16 protein-coding genes are annotated in these 17,020 nt (G+C 62.2%); 5 read left to right on the top strand and 11 right to left on the bottom strand.

What is annotated here, in order from left to right:
• Positions 1-25 precede the first annotated feature (25 nt).
• The 5 genes from RAS12_RS06205 to RAS12_RS06185 form a co-directional block, all read right to left on the bottom strand.
• Positions 26-928 (bottom strand): MipA/OmpV family protein, encoded by a 903-nt coding sequence (locus tag RAS12_RS06205; protein WP_306946306.1) that lies wholly within the window; start codon positions 926-928, stop codon positions 26-28.
• A 65-nt stretch (positions 929-993) separates the two neighbouring features.
• Positions 994-2,091 carry a serine hydrolase domain-containing protein gene (locus RAS12_RS06200; RefSeq protein ID WP_306946305.1) on the bottom strand — a complete coding sequence of 366 codons (1,098 nt, stop codon included), beginning with the start codon at positions 2,089-2,091 and terminating at the stop codon, positions 994-996.
• 139 nt (positions 2,092-2,230) lie between these two features.
• The gene (locus RAS12_RS06195; RefSeq protein WP_306946303.1) at positions 2,231-3,538 is read right to left on the bottom strand and encodes an ATP-binding protein; all 1,308 of its coding nucleotides are present in this window, start codon (positions 3,536-3,538) and stop codon (positions 2,231-2,233) included.
• Positions 3,531-4,232, bottom strand: coding sequence for a response regulator (locus tag RAS12_RS06190; protein WP_306946301.1), 702 nt, complete (start codon positions 4,230-4,232; stop codon positions 3,531-3,533). The genes RAS12_RS06195 and RAS12_RS06190 overlap by 8 nt, the downstream gene beginning before the upstream one ends.
• A 188-nt stretch (positions 4,233-4,420) precedes the next feature.
• Complete coding sequence (locus tag RAS12_RS06185) at positions 4,421-5,548, bottom strand: branched-chain amino acid ABC transporter substrate-binding protein (protein WP_306946298.1); 1,128 nt, start codon at positions 5,546-5,548, stop codon at positions 4,421-4,423.
• A gap of 271 nt (positions 5,549-5,819) precedes the next feature.
• Here RAS12_RS06185 and RAS12_RS06180 point away from each other — a divergent pair, with 271 nt between their 5' ends.
• Positions 5,820-6,416: an RBBP9/YdeN family alpha/beta hydrolase gene (locus tag RAS12_RS06180; RefSeq protein WP_306946296.1), complete on the top strand. Its 597-nt coding sequence runs from the start codon at positions 5,820-5,822 to the stop codon at positions 6,414-6,416.
• Positions 6,417-6,522: 106 nt separating this feature from the next.
• Here RAS12_RS06180 and RAS12_RS06175 read toward each other — a convergent pair whose 3' ends face one another.
• The 5 genes from RAS12_RS06175 to RAS12_RS06155 form a co-directional block, all read right to left on the bottom strand.
• Positions 6,523-7,026, bottom strand: coding sequence for a Dps family protein (locus RAS12_RS06175; RefSeq protein ID WP_306946294.1), 504 nt, complete (start codon positions 7,024-7,026; stop codon positions 6,523-6,525).
• A gap of 151 nt (positions 7,027-7,177) precedes the next feature.
• Positions 7,178-8,128, bottom strand: a complete 951-nt coding sequence (locus tag RAS12_RS06170) for a LysR substrate-binding domain-containing protein (protein WP_306946292.1) — start codon at positions 8,126-8,128, stop codon at positions 7,178-7,180.
• A 79-nt stretch (positions 8,129-8,207) separates the two neighbouring features.
• Entirely contained in the window at positions 8,208-10,298 is a 2,091-nt protein-coding gene (gene recG / locus RAS12_RS06165) for an ATP-dependent DNA helicase RecG (protein ID WP_306946290.1), read from the bottom strand.
• A 39-nt stretch (positions 10,299-10,337) separates the two neighbouring features.
• On the bottom strand, positions 10,338-10,724 hold the full coding sequence (locus tag RAS12_RS06160) for a Rid family detoxifying hydrolase (protein ID WP_306946287.1): 387 nt from the start codon (positions 10,722-10,724) through the stop codon (positions 10,338-10,340).
• Positions 10,725-10,831: 107 nt separating this feature from the next.
• Positions 10,832-11,746, bottom strand: a complete 915-nt coding sequence (locus tag RAS12_RS06155; protein WP_306946285.1) for a LysR family transcriptional regulator — start codon at positions 11,744-11,746, stop codon at positions 10,832-10,834.
• 99 nt (positions 11,747-11,845) lie between these two features.
• Between RAS12_RS06155 and RAS12_RS06150 the strand changes: the two genes are divergently transcribed.
• From RAS12_RS06150 to RAS12_RS06140, 3 genes are all read left to right on the top strand, one after another.
• On the top strand, positions 11,846-13,204 hold the full coding sequence (locus RAS12_RS06150) for an acyclic terpene utilization AtuA family protein (protein ID WP_306946283.1): 1,359 nt from the start codon (positions 11,846-11,848) through the stop codon (positions 13,202-13,204).
• Complete coding sequence (locus RAS12_RS06145) at positions 13,201-13,590, top strand: AtuA-related protein (protein WP_306946281.1); 390 nt, start codon at positions 13,201-13,203, stop codon at positions 13,588-13,590. Before RAS12_RS06150 ends, RAS12_RS06145 begins: the two co-directional genes overlap by 4 nt.
• Before the next feature lie 114 nt (positions 13,591-13,704).
• Positions 13,705-14,670 carry a Bug family tripartite tricarboxylate transporter substrate binding protein gene (locus RAS12_RS06140; RefSeq protein ID WP_306946279.1) on the top strand — a complete coding sequence of 322 codons (966 nt, stop codon included), beginning with the start codon at positions 13,705-13,707 and terminating at the stop codon, positions 14,668-14,670.
• An 87-nt stretch (positions 14,671-14,757) separates the two neighbouring features.
• On the opposite strand, the gene RAS12_RS06135 is transcribed toward RAS12_RS06140, so the two are convergent.
• Positions 14,758-15,534 (bottom strand): ferredoxin--NADP reductase, encoded by a 777-nt coding sequence (locus RAS12_RS06135; protein ID WP_006222211.1) that lies wholly within the window; start codon positions 15,532-15,534, stop codon positions 14,758-14,760.
• Between the two features lie 337 nt (positions 15,535-15,871).
• Here RAS12_RS06135 and RAS12_RS06130 point away from each other — a divergent pair, with 337 nt between their 5' ends.
• Positions 15,872-16,915 (top strand): Fe(3+) ABC transporter substrate-binding protein, encoded by a 1,044-nt coding sequence (locus RAS12_RS06130; protein WP_306946277.1) that lies wholly within the window; start codon positions 15,872-15,874, stop codon positions 16,913-16,915.
• Positions 16,916-17,020 lie beyond the last annotated feature (105 nt).

Below are 17,020 nucleotides of genomic sequence, written 5' to 3'. Positions count from 1 at the left end.
CCAGGGACGGGTTTTTTTCTCCGCCTTAGTACGTGTACGTCACCATCGTGCCAACGCTGAACTGGTTGCGTTCTTTCACGAACGGGCTGTCCGCGGCGTCGCCAAACAAGCGCCGCGTTTCGGCTGCCATGGTCCACGACCAATCCTTGCCCATCGGCACCGTCCACGTCGCACCCAAACCAATGCTTTCCAAGCCGCCCTTCGGGTTGTAGGCGCGATACCCGGATTTCACCGACTGCTGGTTGCTGACGCCGTACCAGGTACGCATATAGTTGCCATCGCCAAAGGTACCGCTCAACGCCAGCGACACCGCGCCTGCCGAGCCTTCGTATACCGTCGTGCTGGCACCCAGATTGAACAGCGTGTAGGCACTGCCTACATCGCGGTCATCGCCCTTCTTGAACGCGTGGGCTATCGTGGCCGACAAGGTCACCGGTCCCACCATCGTCTCGGCATCCATGCCGATCTGTGCGCGGCTTTTGATGTCGCCCAGGCCGCGCAGCTTGTCTGACCCTTGAAAGCCTTTCTTGTGATCTTTGCGCGAGGCGCTTGGCGCGACGTAGAAGCGGAATGTGCTGTCCAACGCCTGCGTCTCCCAGCCCAAGCCATGGTCGGTGCTTAAGAAAAAACCGTTGGGACTGCGTACGCCTGCTCCCACGATAGGCACAACCGAACTTTCATCGCTCCCGCTGTAGCGCGGGGCATAGCCGATGCCCGCCGTACCATACAAGGTCCATTGCCCCTCTGGCCGTTCGTCTCCCGTGGCCACCGTCAATCCACGGGAGCTGGGTCCTTTCTGGCCGTAGACAGAACTGGCGTCTGCCAATGGCGAACCACCTTCGGCAAAGGACAGTCCGGGCATTACTGCCAGAACGCCCGCCGCGGCCACACAACGCGGGACGAAAGACAAAGGGAAATTTCGCTTCATAAGTGCTTCCAGGAAACGAGGTTGAGGAAAATTGTGCAGGCGCGCCGCGCCCGCTTTGTGCATGTTCAGTCGACGGCAGGGCCATACTTGGCCGACCGCATCAAATTCATGGCAAGCGTGGATACGGCGGCCACCAGCGGCTCGCCCGTATCGGAATTGCTCATGACCAGCACTGCGATCTTGTCGCGCGGCGCCAGTAGAAAGCGCGAATGGAAGGCTTCGGTAGCGCCGCTATGGGCGCGTAGTGCCGGACCTGCGATGTCGTCGTCCTCGCAAGGCGCGGCGAGCCAAGACAGGGCCAGGCGGCAGCCCAAGTCCATGCCGGCCGCCACCGTTTCCAGGTTCATCACCGTTTGTGCGGATTCGTCTTTCAGCACTCGCTTGCCTTGATACAGGCCATTGGCAAACAACATGGCCGAAAAGCGCGCCATTTCGGACGTGCTCATCCACAGGCCGTCGGCGGCCTCGTTGGGTTGCGGGGTCTCGGCCCAAGCCAAGCCGCGCCGGTAGCCCGCGGCGCGCTGCTCCAACATGCGGGCATTTACCTGAAAACCGGCGCGTGGCATGTTCAAGGGTTGCAGAATGGTGCGGCGGACGTAGCCATCCAGCGACTCCTGCGCCGCATGCGCCACCATGTCGCCTAACAGCGCATAGGCCATATCGGCGCGGGCGCGGCCCATGGTGTCTTCAAGAGTGTCGGGGCGTTGATCCAGCAGGTGGCGCGCCGTGAAGGGATCGGCGCCCATCCACTGCATGGCGTTGCGGCGGGGTTGTACTTCCCATTCCGGCAGGGTCTCAGACGCGGGCGCATCCAACGCCAGACGGCCCTCGTCGGCGGCCCGCAAGACGCCGGCGGCCGTCACAATCTTGGAGATGGCGCCCACCCGGTACAGCGTGTCGCTGGTTGCCGTGCGATGCAAAGACGGATCGGCGTAGCCGAAACCCGTGCTCCAGACCACGCGCTGATCGTCCACGATGGCGATCGACAGGCCGGGCACTTTATAGGCGCGCATGTCGTAGGGAATGCGCAGCGCCAAGTATTCCCGCACTGCCGCGTAATCACCCTTGGCGATCGCGGCCGGCGCAGCGGGCGGAACGCTCTGACAGCCGCCTGCTAAGACCAGCAATGACGCGATGACGACCAAACGGCTGAGGGAAAACATGGCTAGCGGCAAACCCTTTGAAGGAGACTGCCGTCATGCTAGCCACGGGACCGGACCTGATCTTTCCCGCTTTGTATGGAGTTTGTGAAGAAGCGGAGCGCCGTTTGTGAAGTTTCTTTACGACTGGCCGCGCTGAACGCTAAACGACTTTCCAGCTGATCGTAAAGCGGGCGCCGCCCAACGGGCTGTCCGACGCTTGCGCCGTGCCGTTATGCCAGCGAGCTACGCGGCTGACAATGGCCAAGCCCAAGCCTGTACCACCGGTGCCACGATCCCTGCTTTCATCCAGGCGGATGAAAGGCTCGAAGATGCGTTCCCGGTCTGGCAGCGGAATTCCCGGGCCGTCGTCGTCCACCGTCAGCACATATTCGCGCAAAGCCGGGCTGGTCAGGCTGACCTGGACGCGTCCGCCCGCATGGCGAATGGCGTTCTGCAACAGGTTCAGAAGCGCCCGCGTCATGTAGCGCGGGTGCAGGTGCACTTCCTGCGGCTCGCATTGCGCCACTTCACAGCGCACGCCAGACACGCCTGCCTCAAATGCCGCGTGCTGCACCACCGAATCCAGCCAGCCGCGCGCGTCTTGCGCCTGCAACGCCACATCGTCGTTCTTTTGTTCCAGGCGCGCGTACATCAGCAATTCCGAAGCCATGCTGTCCAGCTCGGCGACGTCGCTTTTCATTTCTTCGACCAGGCGTTTACGGGCTTCGGGGTCTGCCTCGCGGTCGATCATATCCAGTTCGAACGCCAGCCGGGCAATCGGTGTACGCAACTCATGCGAGACCGCGTTGGTGAGATCGCGCTGGTTGCTGATCAGCGCGCTGATGCGATCGGACATCTGGTTGAAGGCATCACCCAAATTGCGGACGCTGGAATGGCGCGAAAGACGCGCGCGCGCTTGCAGATCGCCCTGCCCCATACGCTGCGCCGCGCCCTGCAAGGCTTCCAGATCACGCCAGATGGGCAGCGCCCACACCAACATGAATGCGCACAGCAGCAGGCCCAGCGCCGAATAGATGGCTGCGATCACCCACGGTCCGATGGGCGGGTCTTCCGGCATCTTGACCTCTAGCCATTGCGCGCCTTCGCCCGGAATGGCTTTTACGAAGGTCATCATCTTGTCGCGCAAGAAGAAGCCGCCTTTTGCAATCGTCCCGCGTTCCTCGTCAGTCAGTTGATATTCCGAGGCGTTGTAGTCGGCGGCGTCCAGCACACGCAGGCTGAGCCCATAGTGTGGAATCAGTGCGTCGCGAATGTAGGCAGGACGCGCCTTGGGCTCGACCTGACCCAACTCCTGGGTCAGGCTGTGCAACTGGCCGCGCACGGCTTGGCGCGTGTAATCGTCGTTCAGCGATTCAAAGAAGTAATTCGCCGTGCGATCCACCACTTCATTGGAAATCACAAACCCGATTGCCAGCACCACGAACAGCCTCAGAACGAACTTAAGCATCTCCGCCCTCGTGTGCCTTGGGCGAAAACAGATAGCCCTTGCCCCACACGGTCTTGATACGCGCCGGATCGCGCGGGTCGTCGTCAAGCTTACGGCGCAGTTTGCTGACGCAAACATCGACGCTGCGGTCCAGGCCGTTGAATTCGATGCCCCGCACGGCGTTGAGTAGATCGTCGCGTGTCAGCACCTGGCCTGCCTGGCTGGCCAGCGCCCACAGCATTTCGAATTCCATCGTGGTCAGATCGACCTCAATGCCAGCATGAACCACGGCGCGCGTGCGCCGGTCGATCGTGAGCGGTCCGAACTCCAGGTGCTCCGGCGGCTCGTCCAGCTGATTGTGACGCCGCATCAAGGCCCGGATACGCGCCAGCAATACACGCGGTTCGACGGGTTTGATGACGTAGTCGTCGGCGCCCGATTCCAGGCCCAGAATCTGGTCCAGGTCATCTTCCCTGGCGGTCAACATCAAAATGGGGGCCGATGAAAAGGCGCGCAGATCGCGGCAGACCTGTAGGCCATCCCGGCCCGGCAGCATCAGGTCCAGGATGGTGATGGCCGGGTCATGGCGGCGGAATGCTTCCACGGCGTGATCGCCGCGGTAGGCCTGGGCGACGTTGAACCCGTGTTGCTCCAGAAACTGCGCGATCAGGCGCGCGAGCTTCGGATCATCTTCGACTAACAAGGCCTTGGTCATAGTGTCCAGACTAAAAAGTTCGATGGCGCCGCGACACCAATACCAAGCGGCAGGCGTTCGACACCGGTTGTTCGATCAGGTTCCAAGCGAAAAAAATCCGGACCGGAAGACTGTCGCTTCCGGCCCGGTTTCATGCATGCATTACTGCATTGTCTACCGATGCCGCGGGTACGAAACCCGCGCTGGCATCACTTATAGACGGTCTTCGATCCATCCTTGTGCCAAGTAAACACCTGGAATTCGAAGTTTGTCAGGTCGCCCTGCTTATTCCAGGCCACCTTGCCGATCGGGGTATCGAACGAGTTCGCGTGCAGGTACTTGGCGACCTTGGTTGGGTCATCGCTGCCTGCGCCCTTGATGCCGTCCGCAATGACTTGCGTGGCCGTGTAGGCCGTCATCTGGAAAGCGCCGCCAGCATTGCGCTTCTTGTCCGCAAACGCCTTCACGATGTCGGCGTTGGCGGCGTTTTGGGTGAAGTCGGCCGGCAACGTCAGCAACATGCCTTCAGAGGCATCACCAGCGATGGCGTTGATGTCCGGGTTACCCACGCCTTCCGGCCCCATCCACTTGGCCTTTACGCCTTGTTCGGCGGCCTGGCGCAGCAACAGACCCATTTCGGGGTGATAACCGCCGTAGTAGACAAAGTCCACGCCCTGGCTCTTCAACTTGGTAATAACGGCCGAGTAGTCGCTATCGCCGGCATTGATGCCTTCGAACACCGCGACGGGCACGCCGCCCTTTTCCAGGTCGTTCTTGACTGCCGTGGCAATGCCCTGGCCGTACGACTGCTTGTCATGCAGCACGGCGGCCTTCTTCGGCTTGATCTTTTCCAGCACGAACTTGGCGGCGGCGGGACCTTGCTGGTCATCGCGGCCGATGGTGCGGAAAATGAACTCGTAGTTCTTGCCGTCCGTCAGTGCGGGCGAGGTGGCCGAAGGCGTCACCATGACCACGCCTTCGTTGTTATAGATGTCGGCAGCGGCGATGGTCGCGCCCGAGCACACGTGGCCCACGACAAAACCGATCTTGCTGTTGACGACGCGGTTGGCGGCGACCGGACCCTGTTTGGGTTCGCAGCCGTCGTCGATCACCACGGTTTCCAGCTTTTTGCCGTTGATGCCGCCGGCGGCGTTGATGCGTTCGACGGCGGTGTCGACACCTTCACGGACCATGTCACCATATTGGGTGACGGCGCCGGTCGTGGGACCGACGACAGCGATCTTGATCGTCTGCGCGTGTGCTCCTGCGGCAAACGTCAGACCGGCGGCGACTCCCAGCGCCGCAATGACCGGGGTCAGACGAAATACTGGCTTCATGAGTGGACTCCTCTATTCTGGCTTGTAATCGTTGGTTCGTTAACCGGGCGGGCGTCGGACAACGGTACGGCCACGCCCCGTTACGGTGCATTTGCACGGCAAGCATACACCGAAAGAACCTAGTATTTGGCGGCCATCCGGCCCGGCTTCCAGGCCGCCCCGGAGCATGCAGTGCCGCATCGCGGCGCATGCCGCCTTATACCCGCTGCGGTATATGCAAAAGACGATTTATTCGTTTGAGTTACTAAAGGGGCGCGGCATCATCCTTTCCATGAGACTCCAACCGATCATCGTCCCGGGATGGAAAAACTCCGGTCCCGAACACTGGCAATCGCGCTGGGCAGCGCTGTTGCCGCATGCCGTGCGCATTGAGCAGCGCGACTGGGAAAGCCCCGCCCCGGCGGAATGGATTTCCACGTTGGCAGCCGAAGTTGACCACGCCCGCAGCCCGGTGCTGCTGATCGCCCATAGCCTGGGCTGTCTGATCAGCGCAGCCTTGCCCGTTCCATTGCGCGCCAAGGTGGCCGGGGCGTTGCTGGTGGCGCCGGCCGACGTGGAACGCGCCGACGCGCCGACTTGTCTGCGCAGCTTCGCCCCTATTTCGCGCCAGCCCTTGCCATTTCAAAGCGTCGTTATCGCCAGCGATGACGATCCCTACTGCCGGCTGGATCGCGCCCGAGCCTTTGCGCAGGACTGGGGCAGCCGGATCGTAGTGCTATCGGGGGCCGGACACATCAACGGAGACAGCGGGCTGGGCGACTGGCCGGAAGGCTTAAAGCTCTTTGGCGCCTTGCGCCGCCGCGCATCCTGGCGCATTCCCACGCCAGCCAAGCGCATCTCTCCGGTGCCGGTATGCAGTGTGTCCTGACGGCCTGATCGCACTGGTATTCGCGAACGGCTTCTGTTGACGCAAAACAATGGCGCGCCAAGGCGCGCCATTGTTATTGCTGACGCCGAAGCGGCGCCGCCTGCGCTTATTCCTGCAACAGGCTGCGCAGCATCCAGGCGTTCTTTTCATGCACGTCCAGACGCTGCGTCAGCAGGTCGGCCGTGGGCTGGTCGTTGGCCGCGTCGGCCTTTTCGAAGGCGGCGCGGGCGGTTTTGGCGACCGATTCGTTGCCATCAACCAGCAGGCGCACCATTTCCAGCGCTTGCGGCACGGTTTCCGGTTCCGAGATCGACGACAGCTTCGAGTACTCGCGGTAGGTGCCCGGAGCGTAGTGGCCCAGCGCGCGGATGCGTTCAGCGATGCTGTCCAGCGCGGTCCACTCTTCGGTGTACTGCGTCATGAACATCTGATGCAGCGTGTTGAACATGGGACCCGTGACGTTCCAATGGAAATTGTGCGTCATCAGATACAGCGTGTAGGAATCGGCCAGCAGCTTGGACAATTCGCCAGCGACGGCGGCGCGGTCCTTATCCGAAATACCGATGTTGATGCGCGGAACGCTTGAGGTCTTCTTGGTGGACTTGGCCATGGGCTAGCTCCTGGGGATGAAAGGACGAATAAAGGATACCACTGCAATCACGACGAATTGACGGCAACGCAAACCGGCAGACGGCTTGGCGATGCAATGGTTTGACGCCGCTCAACGCGTGCGTTCGCGGCCGCCTGCCATATCTTGAAAATCAATCCTGGATGGCCGCAACTTCACCCACCAGCATCTTCACGCCCGGCAATTCGCATTCGTACACGGCTTGCGCCAGCGCCTCGATGGCAGCCAGCCTTGGGAAGCTGCGGCGCCATGCCAGCACCACACGGCGTTCGGGCACGTGGCCTTCGAAAGGCAGATAGCGCAGCAAACTGTTGGACGGCGGATGCTCGGGCACGGCAGTCACCGGCAGTACGGTAACGCCGATACCGGCGGCAACCATATGGCGGATCGTTTCGAGCGACGAGCCTTCAAAGGTGCGCTGGATGCCATCGCTGGCGGCCGAGAAGCGCGAGAGCTCTGGGCACACTTCCAGCACCTGATCGCGGAAGCAGTGGCCGCTGCCCAGCAGCAGCATCGTCTGCTGCTTCAGATCTTGCGCGTCGATGGACTTGCGTTGGGCCAGCTCGTGGTCTTGCGGCACGGCGACGATGAAGGGTTCATCGTATAGCGGCTGCATGACCAGCCCTGCCTCGGGCAAGGGCAAAGCCATGATGGCGCAATCAATCTCGCCCTGGCGCAGCAGTTCCACCAGTCGCACGGTGAAGTTCTCTTGCAGCAGCAGCGGCATTTGCGGCGTGCGGCCGATCTGCACCGGCACCAGCTTGGGCAACAGATAGGGGCCGATCGTATGAATGACGCCGACGCGCAAAGGGCCGGCCAAGGGATCATGCCCCTGCCGCGCAATCTCTTTGATGCTGGCGCTTTCTTCCAGCACTTTCTGCGCCTGGGCCACGATGCGCTGGCCGATCGGCGTGACGCCCACTTCGGCGCCGCCTCGTTCGAATAGGGTCACGCCCAATTCGTCTTCCAGCTTGCGGATGGCAACAGACAAGGTCGGCTGGCTGACGAAACAGGCCTCGGCCGCCCGGCCGAAATGCCGTTCGCGCGCCACGGCGACGATGTATTTGAGTTCGGTGAGAGTCATGATGGACTACGCCCCCGGTTGCGCGCAGGCCAGCAGGCCGGCGCATGATAGATGAACGTTCGGAATGGGCCGCATAGGGTCAGGTACGCAGAAAGTCCTCGCGGCCACGCATCCAGCGCGTCAGATGGGCCTCGACAGCGGCCGGGTGTTCAGCGCGCAGCCATACCGCGGCATCGCGCGCATCTTCCGCAATCGCGGCGTCAGTTTCCAAATCGGCAAAACGCAACAACGCCATGCCCGACTGGCGCGTGCCCAGGAATTCACCGGGGCCGCGTTGCTCCAGATCGCGCCGGGCGATTTCAAAGCCGTCCGATGTTTCAAACATGGCGCGCAGGCGTTCCCGCGCAACTTGCGATAAGGGCGTCTGGTACAGCAGCACACAGACTGATTCCGCCGTGCCGCGCCCTACCCGGCCGCGCAACTGATGCAGCTGCGCCAGGCCAAAGCGTTCGGAATGCTCGATCACCATCAGCGAGGCATTTGGCACGTCTACGCCGACTTCAATGACGGTGGTGGCCACCAGCAAGTCCACCTCGCCTTCGCGGAAGGCCTGCATGACGGCAGCCTTTTCGGCTTGAGGCAAACGGCCATGCACGAGGCCGATGCGCAGATCAGGCAGATCTACCCGCATCCCTTCATAGGTGTCCACTGCCGTTTGGAGCTCAAGCGCTTCGCTTTCTTCGACCAGCGGACAGACCCAATAAACCTGTTGGCCGCCACGCGCTGCCTGCGCAACGTGGGCAATGACCTCTTCGCGGCGCGCGTCCGACACCAGCTTGGTCAGCACCGGCGTGCGGCCAGGCGGCAATTCATCAATCACGGACACATCCAGATCCGCGAAGAAGGTCATGGCCAGCGTGCGCGGAATGGGGGTGGCGCTCATGTTGAGTTGATGCGGCACGATGCGTCCGCGCACCGTCTCGCCTTTCTTTGTCAACGCCAGGCGCTGGCCGACGCCAAAGCGGTGCTGCTCATCAACAATAGAGAGCCCCAATCGATGGAATTCCACATGGTCCTGAATAAGCGCCTGTGTGCCGACTACCAGTTGCACGCTGCCGTCTGCGGCGGCGGCTACGGCTTCGCGCCGCGCTTTGGCCGTCAGGCTGCCGCTCAACCAGGTCACGTTTACGCCCAAAGGCTGCAACCACGACACCAGCTTGCGGAAATGCTGTTCGGCCAGAATTTCGGTGGGCGCCATCAGCGCCACTTGCGCGCCGCCTGCTATAGCCTGGGCGGCTGCAATGGCCGCCACTACGGTCTTGCCGCTGCCTACATCGCCCTGCAGCAAACGGTGCATGGGGTATGGCTTGGCCAGATCGGCGGATATTTCCTGAACGACCCGCTGCTGTGCGCCCGTCAGCTTGAACGGTAAGGTTTCATACAGCTTGGCCACCAGCCCGCCCGGCGCGTTCTGCACCGGCAGCGACTCCGCTTCCTTGACGCGCCGGGCGGCCCTTGCAGCAGCCAGAGACAACTGCTGCGCCAGCAATTCATCGAATTTGATCCGCCGCCAGGCCGGATGCACGCGATCCAGCAGCGCCTGTTCGGACTCGCCCTGGGCAGGCGTGTGCAGGGCGCGGATCGCCGGCTCGAAGGTCGGCAGATCGTAACGGGCAAGGGCCTCGTCCGGCAGCGTGTCGGACAGGTCGGCGCGATCCAGCGCCTGCGCAATCGCGCGGCGCAAGGTCAGCTGCGGCAACCCTTCCGTGGTGGGATAAACAGGGGTCAGCGCGGTAGGCAATGGCGCGTCCGCATTGGTCATGCGGGGATGCACCATCTGACGGCCAAACAGGCCGCTGCGGACTTCGCCGCGGGCACGCAAACGCTTGCCCACGCTGATTTGTTTTTGCTGGCTGGGATAGAAATTCAGCCAGCGCAATTGCAATTCGCCCGTGTCGTCCACCAATGTGGCGGTCAACTGGCGCCGAGGCCGGTATTGCACCTCGGACTTGGTGATCTCGCCTTCGACCTGCCCGGCGTATCCCGGGCGTAAGGCGCTGATCGAAATGACGCGGGTTTCGTCCTCGTAGCGCAGCGGCAGATGCAGCACGAAGTCTTCGGGCAGCACCAAACCCAGGTTACGGAGCTTGCGCTCTGTATCTGACAAGGGTTTGCCAGCGCCTTTTTTATCGGCGCCGGTTTGCTTGGAAGCCACTGCCGCGGCCGGCATCTGGGGACGAAGCCCTGAACTAAAACGTCTGGCTATGCCTTACAGCACCATGATCGCTTCGACTTCAAACTGCGCGCCCTTGGGCAGGCTGGCCACGCCAATGGTCGAGCGTGCCGGGAACGGCTGGGGGATGATCTCGGCCATGATCGAGTTGGCAGCCGTGAACTTGCCCAGATCGGTCAGGAAGAGCGTGAGCTTGACCACGTTTTCCAGCGTACCGCCAGCAGCGGTGATGACTTCCTGCATATTCGCAAAAGCCTGACGCACTTGCGCGTCGAAGTTTTCGGAAACCAGATCGCCCGTACCAGGTTCCAGGCCAATTTGGCCCGAAAGATAGACAGTCTTGGTGCCGCTTACGGCAACCGCTTGCGAGTAAGGGCCAACGGCCGCGGGCGCGGTGTCGGTATGGATGATTTGCTTGCTCATGGGCGGAATCCTTCAGGTGACGGATAGAAGCTACAACTATCGAAGTTTAAACAGCAATAGACATTTGCGAAAGTGGCCAGATGCCGCAGGATGATCCCACACTAGTCTCAGGCGTCGGCCAGATGCCCTGCTCCACCGATATCGGCCCTATGGGCGATCAGCAATTCCACCAGCGCCTGCGCGGCCACCGACAGGCTGCGGCCCTTGCGTTGCACCAGGTACAGGGGACGCGTCAGCGCTCGCCCAGCCAGCGGCACAATACGCAAATCATCGCCCCCAAAATGAAAAAGCGTCATTGCGGGAACCACCGACACGCCCAAACCGGCACGCACCAGCCCGGTTACGGTGGCCAGATGCTCCACTTCAAATACCGGAAGTGGCGCGTCTGCGCCCAGGGCCTCGTCCAGGTGCTTACGCACGCTGCTGCCGCGCGCAAGCTGAATCATCGGGTGCCGGGCAATATCGCGCAGCCGCACACGGCTTAGGCCCGCCAATGGGTGATCTGCCCGGCACACCAGAAAGTAGCGGTCCGCGTGCAGAAATTCGCTGTCCAGGTCTGACATATCGGCCCGCCGTGACGCTACGGCAAAATCGACCTGCCCGCTCTGGACCATATCCAGGCACGGGTCCAGCAAGGCATCGCGCAAATCCAGCACGATGCCAGGATAGTCCTGGCTGAACCGCGCCAGCAATCCAGGCAGCCAGCCGGCTGCCAACGATGGCAGCGCCGCCAGCGCTACGCGGCCCCGGCGCCGGGCGGCATGGTCGCGCAGATCATCCATGACGAGATCCATGTCCGCCAACAGGCGCCGCGCTGAGGCGTCCAGCACCCGCCCCTCGGCGGTCAGTTCCACATGGCGGGTATTGCGGTCAAACAGCCGCAGTCCTGCGCTTTCCTCCAGCGAACGTATCAGCGCGCTGAAAGCCGGTTGCGTCAGGTGGCAACGCTGCGCCGCCCGCGTGAAATGTCGCTCGTCGGCAAGCGCCACAAACGCACGTAATTGCCGGGCAGATAGATTCATGGCTTTTCTCTATCAATTGATCCGATATTTCTATTTTACTGATGACTTGCCCATGCCTATAGTGGGCTGAATACTCTGCTTGGCCCGACTGGATTCCCTATGCCTCAATCTCCTTTGCTTATCGGCTGCGCCTCCGGGTTTTCCGGCGACCGCAGTGATGGCGCCGCGGCCGTCGTGCGCACGCTGGCCGCCCAGGGCGGCGGCACGCTGATTTTTGAAACACTGGCCGAACGTACGCTGGCACTGGCGCAACTGGCCCGCAACGATGATCCCCGGCGGGGCTATGAGCCGTTGCTGGACGAACTGGTCGCCCCTGTGCTGGCCGATTGCCTGCGCCACGGCATCAGCATCGTCAGCAATTTTGGCGCGGCGAATCCGCAAGGTGCAGCCCTGCGCATTGCCGAGATCGCACGCGAACAAGGCCTGCCCGCGCCGCGCATCGCCATCGTGCATGGCGACGCATTGAATGCCCCCGAGCAGCGGGCATTGATGAAAGAAAAACTGGGCGCGGCGCTGGACGGCTTGGACATCGTCAGCGCGACTGCCTATCTGGGTGCAACCGAAATCGCCCAAGCCTTGGCGGCGGGCGCCCAGATCGTGGTGGCAGGCCGGGTGGCAGATCCTTCCCTGACCTTAGGTCCGGCGCTGGCGCACTTTGGCTGGGACCCGGCCGACTGGCCCAAACTCGGCCGAGCAACCATGGCCGGCCACATGCTGGAATGCGGGCTGCAAGTCACGGGCGGCTACTTCTGCGTACCGGGTTTGAAAGACGTGCCCGACGTCGATTCGGCGGGATTCCCGATTGCCGAAATTCAGGCCGACGGCGAGTTTGTCATAGGCAAGGCGGCGGACACGGGCGGCGCAGTTGACGCGCGTACCGTCAAGGAACAACTGCTGTACGAAGTGCACGACCCCGCTCGATACCTGACACCGGATGTCGTAGCCGACCTGAGCCACGCGCACGTCGTCGAACTTGGGGGCGACCGAGTGGCGGTGCGCGGCATTACCGGCCACGCACGCCCGGCAGAACTCAAGGTCAACGTGTGCTATCGCGGCGGTTGGCTGGCGGAAGCCGAAATCTCGTATGCCGGCGTACAGGCAGAAGCCCGCGCCCGATTGGCTGCTGACATCGTTCAGAAGCGTCTTGGCTCCGCCTTCAAACTGCGCGCAGACCTGATCGGCGCGATCAGCATCCTGGGCGATGACGCGGGCGAGATGCGCCGCGCGCTGCCCGATTCCCATGCCCGTGATGTCCGGCTGCGCCTGGCAGGCGAACACGCCGACCGCGCCCAGGCCGAACGCATACTGCGTGAGGTCACGGCACTGTATACCTGCGGCCCGGCCGGCGGCGGCGGTGTGCGCACCGCACTGCGCCCGCGCCTGAACATGCTGTCTTGCACCATCCCCCGCGAGGCCGTGCACAGCGGTTGGAACTTTCTGGAGGAGATCGCGCCATGACCCAAGCCAATCAAACCGTGGCCGTGCCGCTGTACCGTCTGGCCCACAGCCGCTCCGGCGACAAGGGCAATATCTCCAACCTGAGCCTGATCGCGTGGGACCCCGAGTGTTACGCGGCGCTAGAGGCTCAGGTCACCGAGACGCGCGTGGCCGATTGGTTCGCCTACCGACACCCCACCGGCGTCAAGCGCTACACGCTGCCCACGCTGCACGCCATGAACTTTGTGCTGGACGGAGTGCTGGACGGCGGCGTGAATGACGCCCTGAACCTGGACACCCACGGCAAGAGCCTGTCTTTCAGATTGCTGGACATGACGGTGGAGGTCAGTGCGGAACTGGCTCGCCGGCTGCCAGACATACCCGGCGACCGTCCTGCGGCCGCCTGATTCCCCCTAAAGCAATACCCGGCCGCGCTCGTTCTGCGAGCTTGCCGCTCCGACAAGGAGCGTCGTGTACTCAGGGCGGCCCGGCAATAAAAACACCTACAGGAGACACACAACATGCGTATTTCATACAAGGGCCGTCTAGCCCTGATGCTGACTGCCGCACTACCGCTGACCGCAATGGCCCAAACCTTTCCCGCCAAGCCGATCACGTTCATCGTGCCGTTCGCCGCAGGCAGCGCCACCGACCAGATCGGCCGCGCCATCGGCCAGGGCATCACCGAGCAGACGGGGCAGGCCGTCGTCATTGAAAACAAGCCCGGCGCCAGCGCGATGATCGGCGCCGCAGCCGGCGCCCGCGCGGCCCCCGACGGCTACACGGTGCTGATCACCACCAACACCACCCACGCGGCCAACGAACACCTGTACAAGACGCTGACCTACAACCCCGTCAAGGACTTTGCCCCGCTTTCACTGCTGGGCAAAGGCGGTCAGATCATGGTCGTGAACCCCAACGCGCAGGCCAAGACCGTCGGTGAATTCCTGGCGCAAGCCAAGCAGTCCCCCGGCAAACTGAGCTTTGGCAGCGGCAGCTCCAGCAGCCGCATCGCGGGCGAACTGCTGCAACAGATGGCAGGCGTGCAATTGCTGCACGTGCCCTACAAGAGCAATCCGCTTGCTGTTACTGACCTGCTCGGCGGGCAGATCGACATGATGATCACCGATACGGCTACCGGCCTGCCGCAAGTCAAATCGGGCAAGCTGCGCGCACTCGGCGTCACCGGTCTGGCCCGCTCGCCCCTGGCGCCGGACGTGCCGACGATCGCCGAAGCCGGTGTGCCGGGCTACGAGATGGGTTATTGGTTTGCCGCCTATGCCCCCGCTGGCACCCCGCCGGACGTCATCAAGCGTTTGAACGAATTGCTCGTCAAGGCTACGCAGACCAAACCTGCCCAACAGTTCTATGCGCAAACGGGCACGGATGCCGCCTCGTCCACGCCAGACGAACTCGCGCAATTCCAGCAAGCGGAATCCAAGAAGTGGGGTGAAATCATCAAGAAGGCAGGCATTCAGCCGGAATAACCGCCCCATTCGGCTTCCCGGGATCGTCAATAAAAAAGCCCATCGCGTTCTCAGGCGATGGGCTTTTTGTATGCAAGCAGTGACAGCTTATTTGTCCACGAACGCCCGCTCAACCACGTAGTCGCCCGGCTGGCCCACGCCCGGCGAAACCACGAAGCCGCGCTTGTCCAGCATGGCGCTGATGTCAGCCAGCATATGCGGGCTACCGCAAATCATGGCGCGGTCGGTTTCAGGGTTGATCTGTGGAATGCCGATGTCTTCGCACAGCTTGCCGTTTTCCATCAGCTCCGTGATGCGGCCCTGGTTGCGGAACGGTTCGCGCGTGACTGTGGGGTAGTACACGAGCTTGTCGCGCACCACGTCACCGAAGAATTCGTTGTTCGGCAGTTCTTTTTCGATGAAGTCGGCGTAGGCCAGCTCGCTGACCCAGCGCACGCCGTGCACCAGAATGACCTTGTCGAAGCGTTCGTAAATGTCCGGGTCTTTGATGATGCTCATGAAGGGCGCCAGGCCAGTGCCCGTGCCAAACAGGAACAGATGCTTGCCCGGCTTCAGGTCATCGACGACCAGTGTGCCCACGGGCTTGCGGCTGACCAGGATGGTGTCGCCTTCTTTCAGATGCTGCAGGCGCGACGTCAAGGGGCCGTTTTGCACCTTGATGCTCAGGAACTCAAGGTTCTCTTCGTAGTTCGCGCTGGCGATGCTGTAGGCCCGCAATAGCGGCTTGCCTTCAACTTCCAGGCCGATCATGACGAAGTGGCCGTTGTGGAACCGCAAGGCCGCGTCACGCGTCGTGGTAAAGGAAAACAGGGTGTCGTTCCAGTGGTGCACGCTTAGTACGCGCTCAGTATTGAAAGCAGCCATGTCGTATTAAGTTAGGGCGGGAAAAATCGGGCGGCGGGCCCGGTCTTGGCCGCGGTAGCAATCCGCACCGCAGGTAATTCGCGGCCGGCATTAGGGTTGACCCTATTCTACAGGGTCTTGATAGGAATTGCTCTCATTATTCCGTAATACGCTTATGCCGTATTGATGGGGATCAACGACTGGAATCTTTGGCTTACGACCAGTTGAATGCCGCTTTGCTTCCTGTTATTGTCGCATTCTCAGTTGATAATCGTTTTCGTTAGCAGACCGTTTTATGCAGTGGCAGAGCCAATTCTTATGTGGTTTTGCCCCTTGCAGCCCTTGCCGGAGCCCCTTCATGATCAAGCGTCCCCAATTGAATTCGCTGCTGCGCGCCTTGGCGCTGGCCGGCGCCGCCGCCTTCACCGTATCGGCCAACGCGGCCGAAGAAGTCAGCCTGTACACCACCCGGGAGCCCAAGCTGATCCAGCCGCTGCTGGATGCCTTCACCAAGGAAAGCGGCATCAAGGTCAATACCGTCTTCGTCAAGGACGGCCTGCTGGAACGTGTCAAGGCCGAAGGCGCCAAGTCGCCCGCCGACCTGCTCATGACGGTGGACATCGGCAATCTGCTGGATCTGGTGGACGGCGGCGTGACGCAATCGGTCAAGTCCCAAACGCTGGAATCGGTCATTCCCGCCAACCTGCGCGGCGCGGATGGCAAGTGGTACGCCCTGTCGCTGCGCGACCGCGTGCTGTATGTGGAAAAAGATCTGAAGCTGGAAACCTTCCGCTACGAAGACCTGGCCGACCCCAAGTGGAAGGGCAAAGTCTGCATCCGTTCGGGCCAGCACCCCTACAACACCGCGCTGGTCGCCTCGATGATCGCGCATGACGGCGCCGAAGCCACCGAAAAGTGGTTGCGCGGCGTCAAAGCCAACCTGGCCCGCAAGGCAGCCGGCGGCGACCGTGACGTGGCCCGCGACATTCTGGGCGGCATCTGCGACATTGGCCTGGCCAATGCGTACTACGTCGGCCACATGAAAAATTCCGAGCCCGGTACCGACGGCCGCAAGTGGGGCGACGCCATCAAGGTGATCCGCCCGACGTTTGCCAACGCCAAGAGCGGCGGCACCCACGTGAACGTCAGCGGCGCGGCCGTTGCTGCTCACGCGCCCAACAAGGCCAACGCGGTCAAGCTGCTGGACTTCCTGGTGTCGGAACCGGCACAGGCGCTGTATGCCCAGGCCAACTACGAGTACCCGGTGCGCAAGGGCGTGAAGCTCGACCCCGTGATCGCCAGCTTCGGTGAACTGAAGATTGATCCCCTGCCCCTGACCGAGATCGCCAAGCATCGCAAGCAAGCCAGCGAACTGGTCGACAAGGTCGGCTTCGACAACTGATAAACCCAGGGATCACCGCGCTTTCCGGGCGCGCTGATCCCTGCGGCAGTAACATACGCGCGGGCGGCGCATACCGCCTCCGCGAGGGCCTGTTCCCTTCTTTAT

This window comes from Achromobacter seleniivolatilans (assembly GCF_030864005.1).
GTDB lineage: Bacteria > Pseudomonadota > Gammaproteobacteria > Burkholderiales > Burkholderiaceae_B > Achromobacter > Achromobacter seleniivolatilans.
This window is presented reverse-complemented; position numbering and strand designations above follow the sequence as displayed.

Bases quoted from the DNA above. Each gene is read 5' to 3' on its own strand.
- RAS12_RS06190 (WP_306946301.1), bottom strand. From the start codon at position 4,232: ATGACCAAGGCCTTGTTAGTCGAAGATGATCCGAAGCTCGCGCGCCTG.
- RAS12_RS06180 (WP_306946296.1), top strand. From the start codon at position 5,820: ATGAGACTCCAACCGATCATCGTCCCGGGATGGAAAAACTCCGGTCCC.
- RAS12_RS06135 (WP_006222211.1), bottom strand. From the start codon at position 15,534: ATGGCTGCTTTCAATACTGAGCGCGTACTAAGCGTGCACCACTGGAAC.
- RAS12_RS06150 (WP_306946283.1), top strand. From the start codon at position 11,846: ATGCCTCAATCTCCTTTGCTTATCGGCTGCGCCTCCGGGTTTTCCGGC.
- RAS12_RS06205 (WP_306946306.1), bottom strand. From the start codon at position 928: ATGAAGCGAAATTTCCCTTTGTCTTTCGTCCCGCGTTGTGTGGCCGCG.
- RAS12_RS06140 (WP_306946279.1), top strand. From the start codon at position 13,705: ATGCGTATTTCATACAAGGGCCGTCTAGCCCTGATGCTGACTGCCGCA.
- recG (WP_306946290.1), bottom strand. From the start codon at position 10,298: ATGCCGGCCGCGGCAGTGGCTTCCAAGCAAACCGGCGCCGATAAAAAA.
- RAS12_RS06185 (WP_306946298.1), bottom strand. From the start codon at position 5,548: ATGAAGCCAGTATTTCGTCTGACCCCGGTCATTGCGGCGCTGGGAGTC.
- RAS12_RS06145 (WP_306946281.1), top strand. From the start codon at position 13,201: ATGACCCAAGCCAATCAAACCGTGGCCGTGCCGCTGTACCGTCTGGCC.
- RAS12_RS06200 (WP_306946305.1), bottom strand. From the start codon at position 2,091: ATGTTTTCCCTCAGCCGTTTGGTCGTCATCGCGTCATTGCTGGTCTTA.
- RAS12_RS06195 (WP_306946303.1), bottom strand. From the start codon at position 3,538: ATGCTTAAGTTCGTTCTGAGGCTGTTCGTGGTGCTGGCAATCGGGTTT.
- RAS12_RS06155 (WP_306946285.1), bottom strand. From the start codon at position 11,746: ATGAATCTATCTGCCCGGCAATTACGTGCGTTTGTGGCGCTTGCCGAC.
- RAS12_RS06160 (WP_306946287.1), bottom strand. From the start codon at position 10,724: ATGAGCAAGCAAATCATCCATACCGACACCGCGCCCGCGGCCGTTGGC.
- RAS12_RS06130 (WP_306946277.1), top strand. From the start codon at position 15,872: ATGATCAAGCGTCCCCAATTGAATTCGCTGCTGCGCGCCTTGGCGCTG.
- RAS12_RS06170 (WP_306946292.1), bottom strand. From the start codon at position 8,128: ATGACTCTCACCGAACTCAAATACATCGTCGCCGTGGCGCGCGAACGG.
- RAS12_RS06175 (WP_306946294.1), bottom strand. From the start codon at position 7,026: ATGGCCAAGTCCACCAAGAAGACCTCAAGCGTTCCGCGCATCAACATC.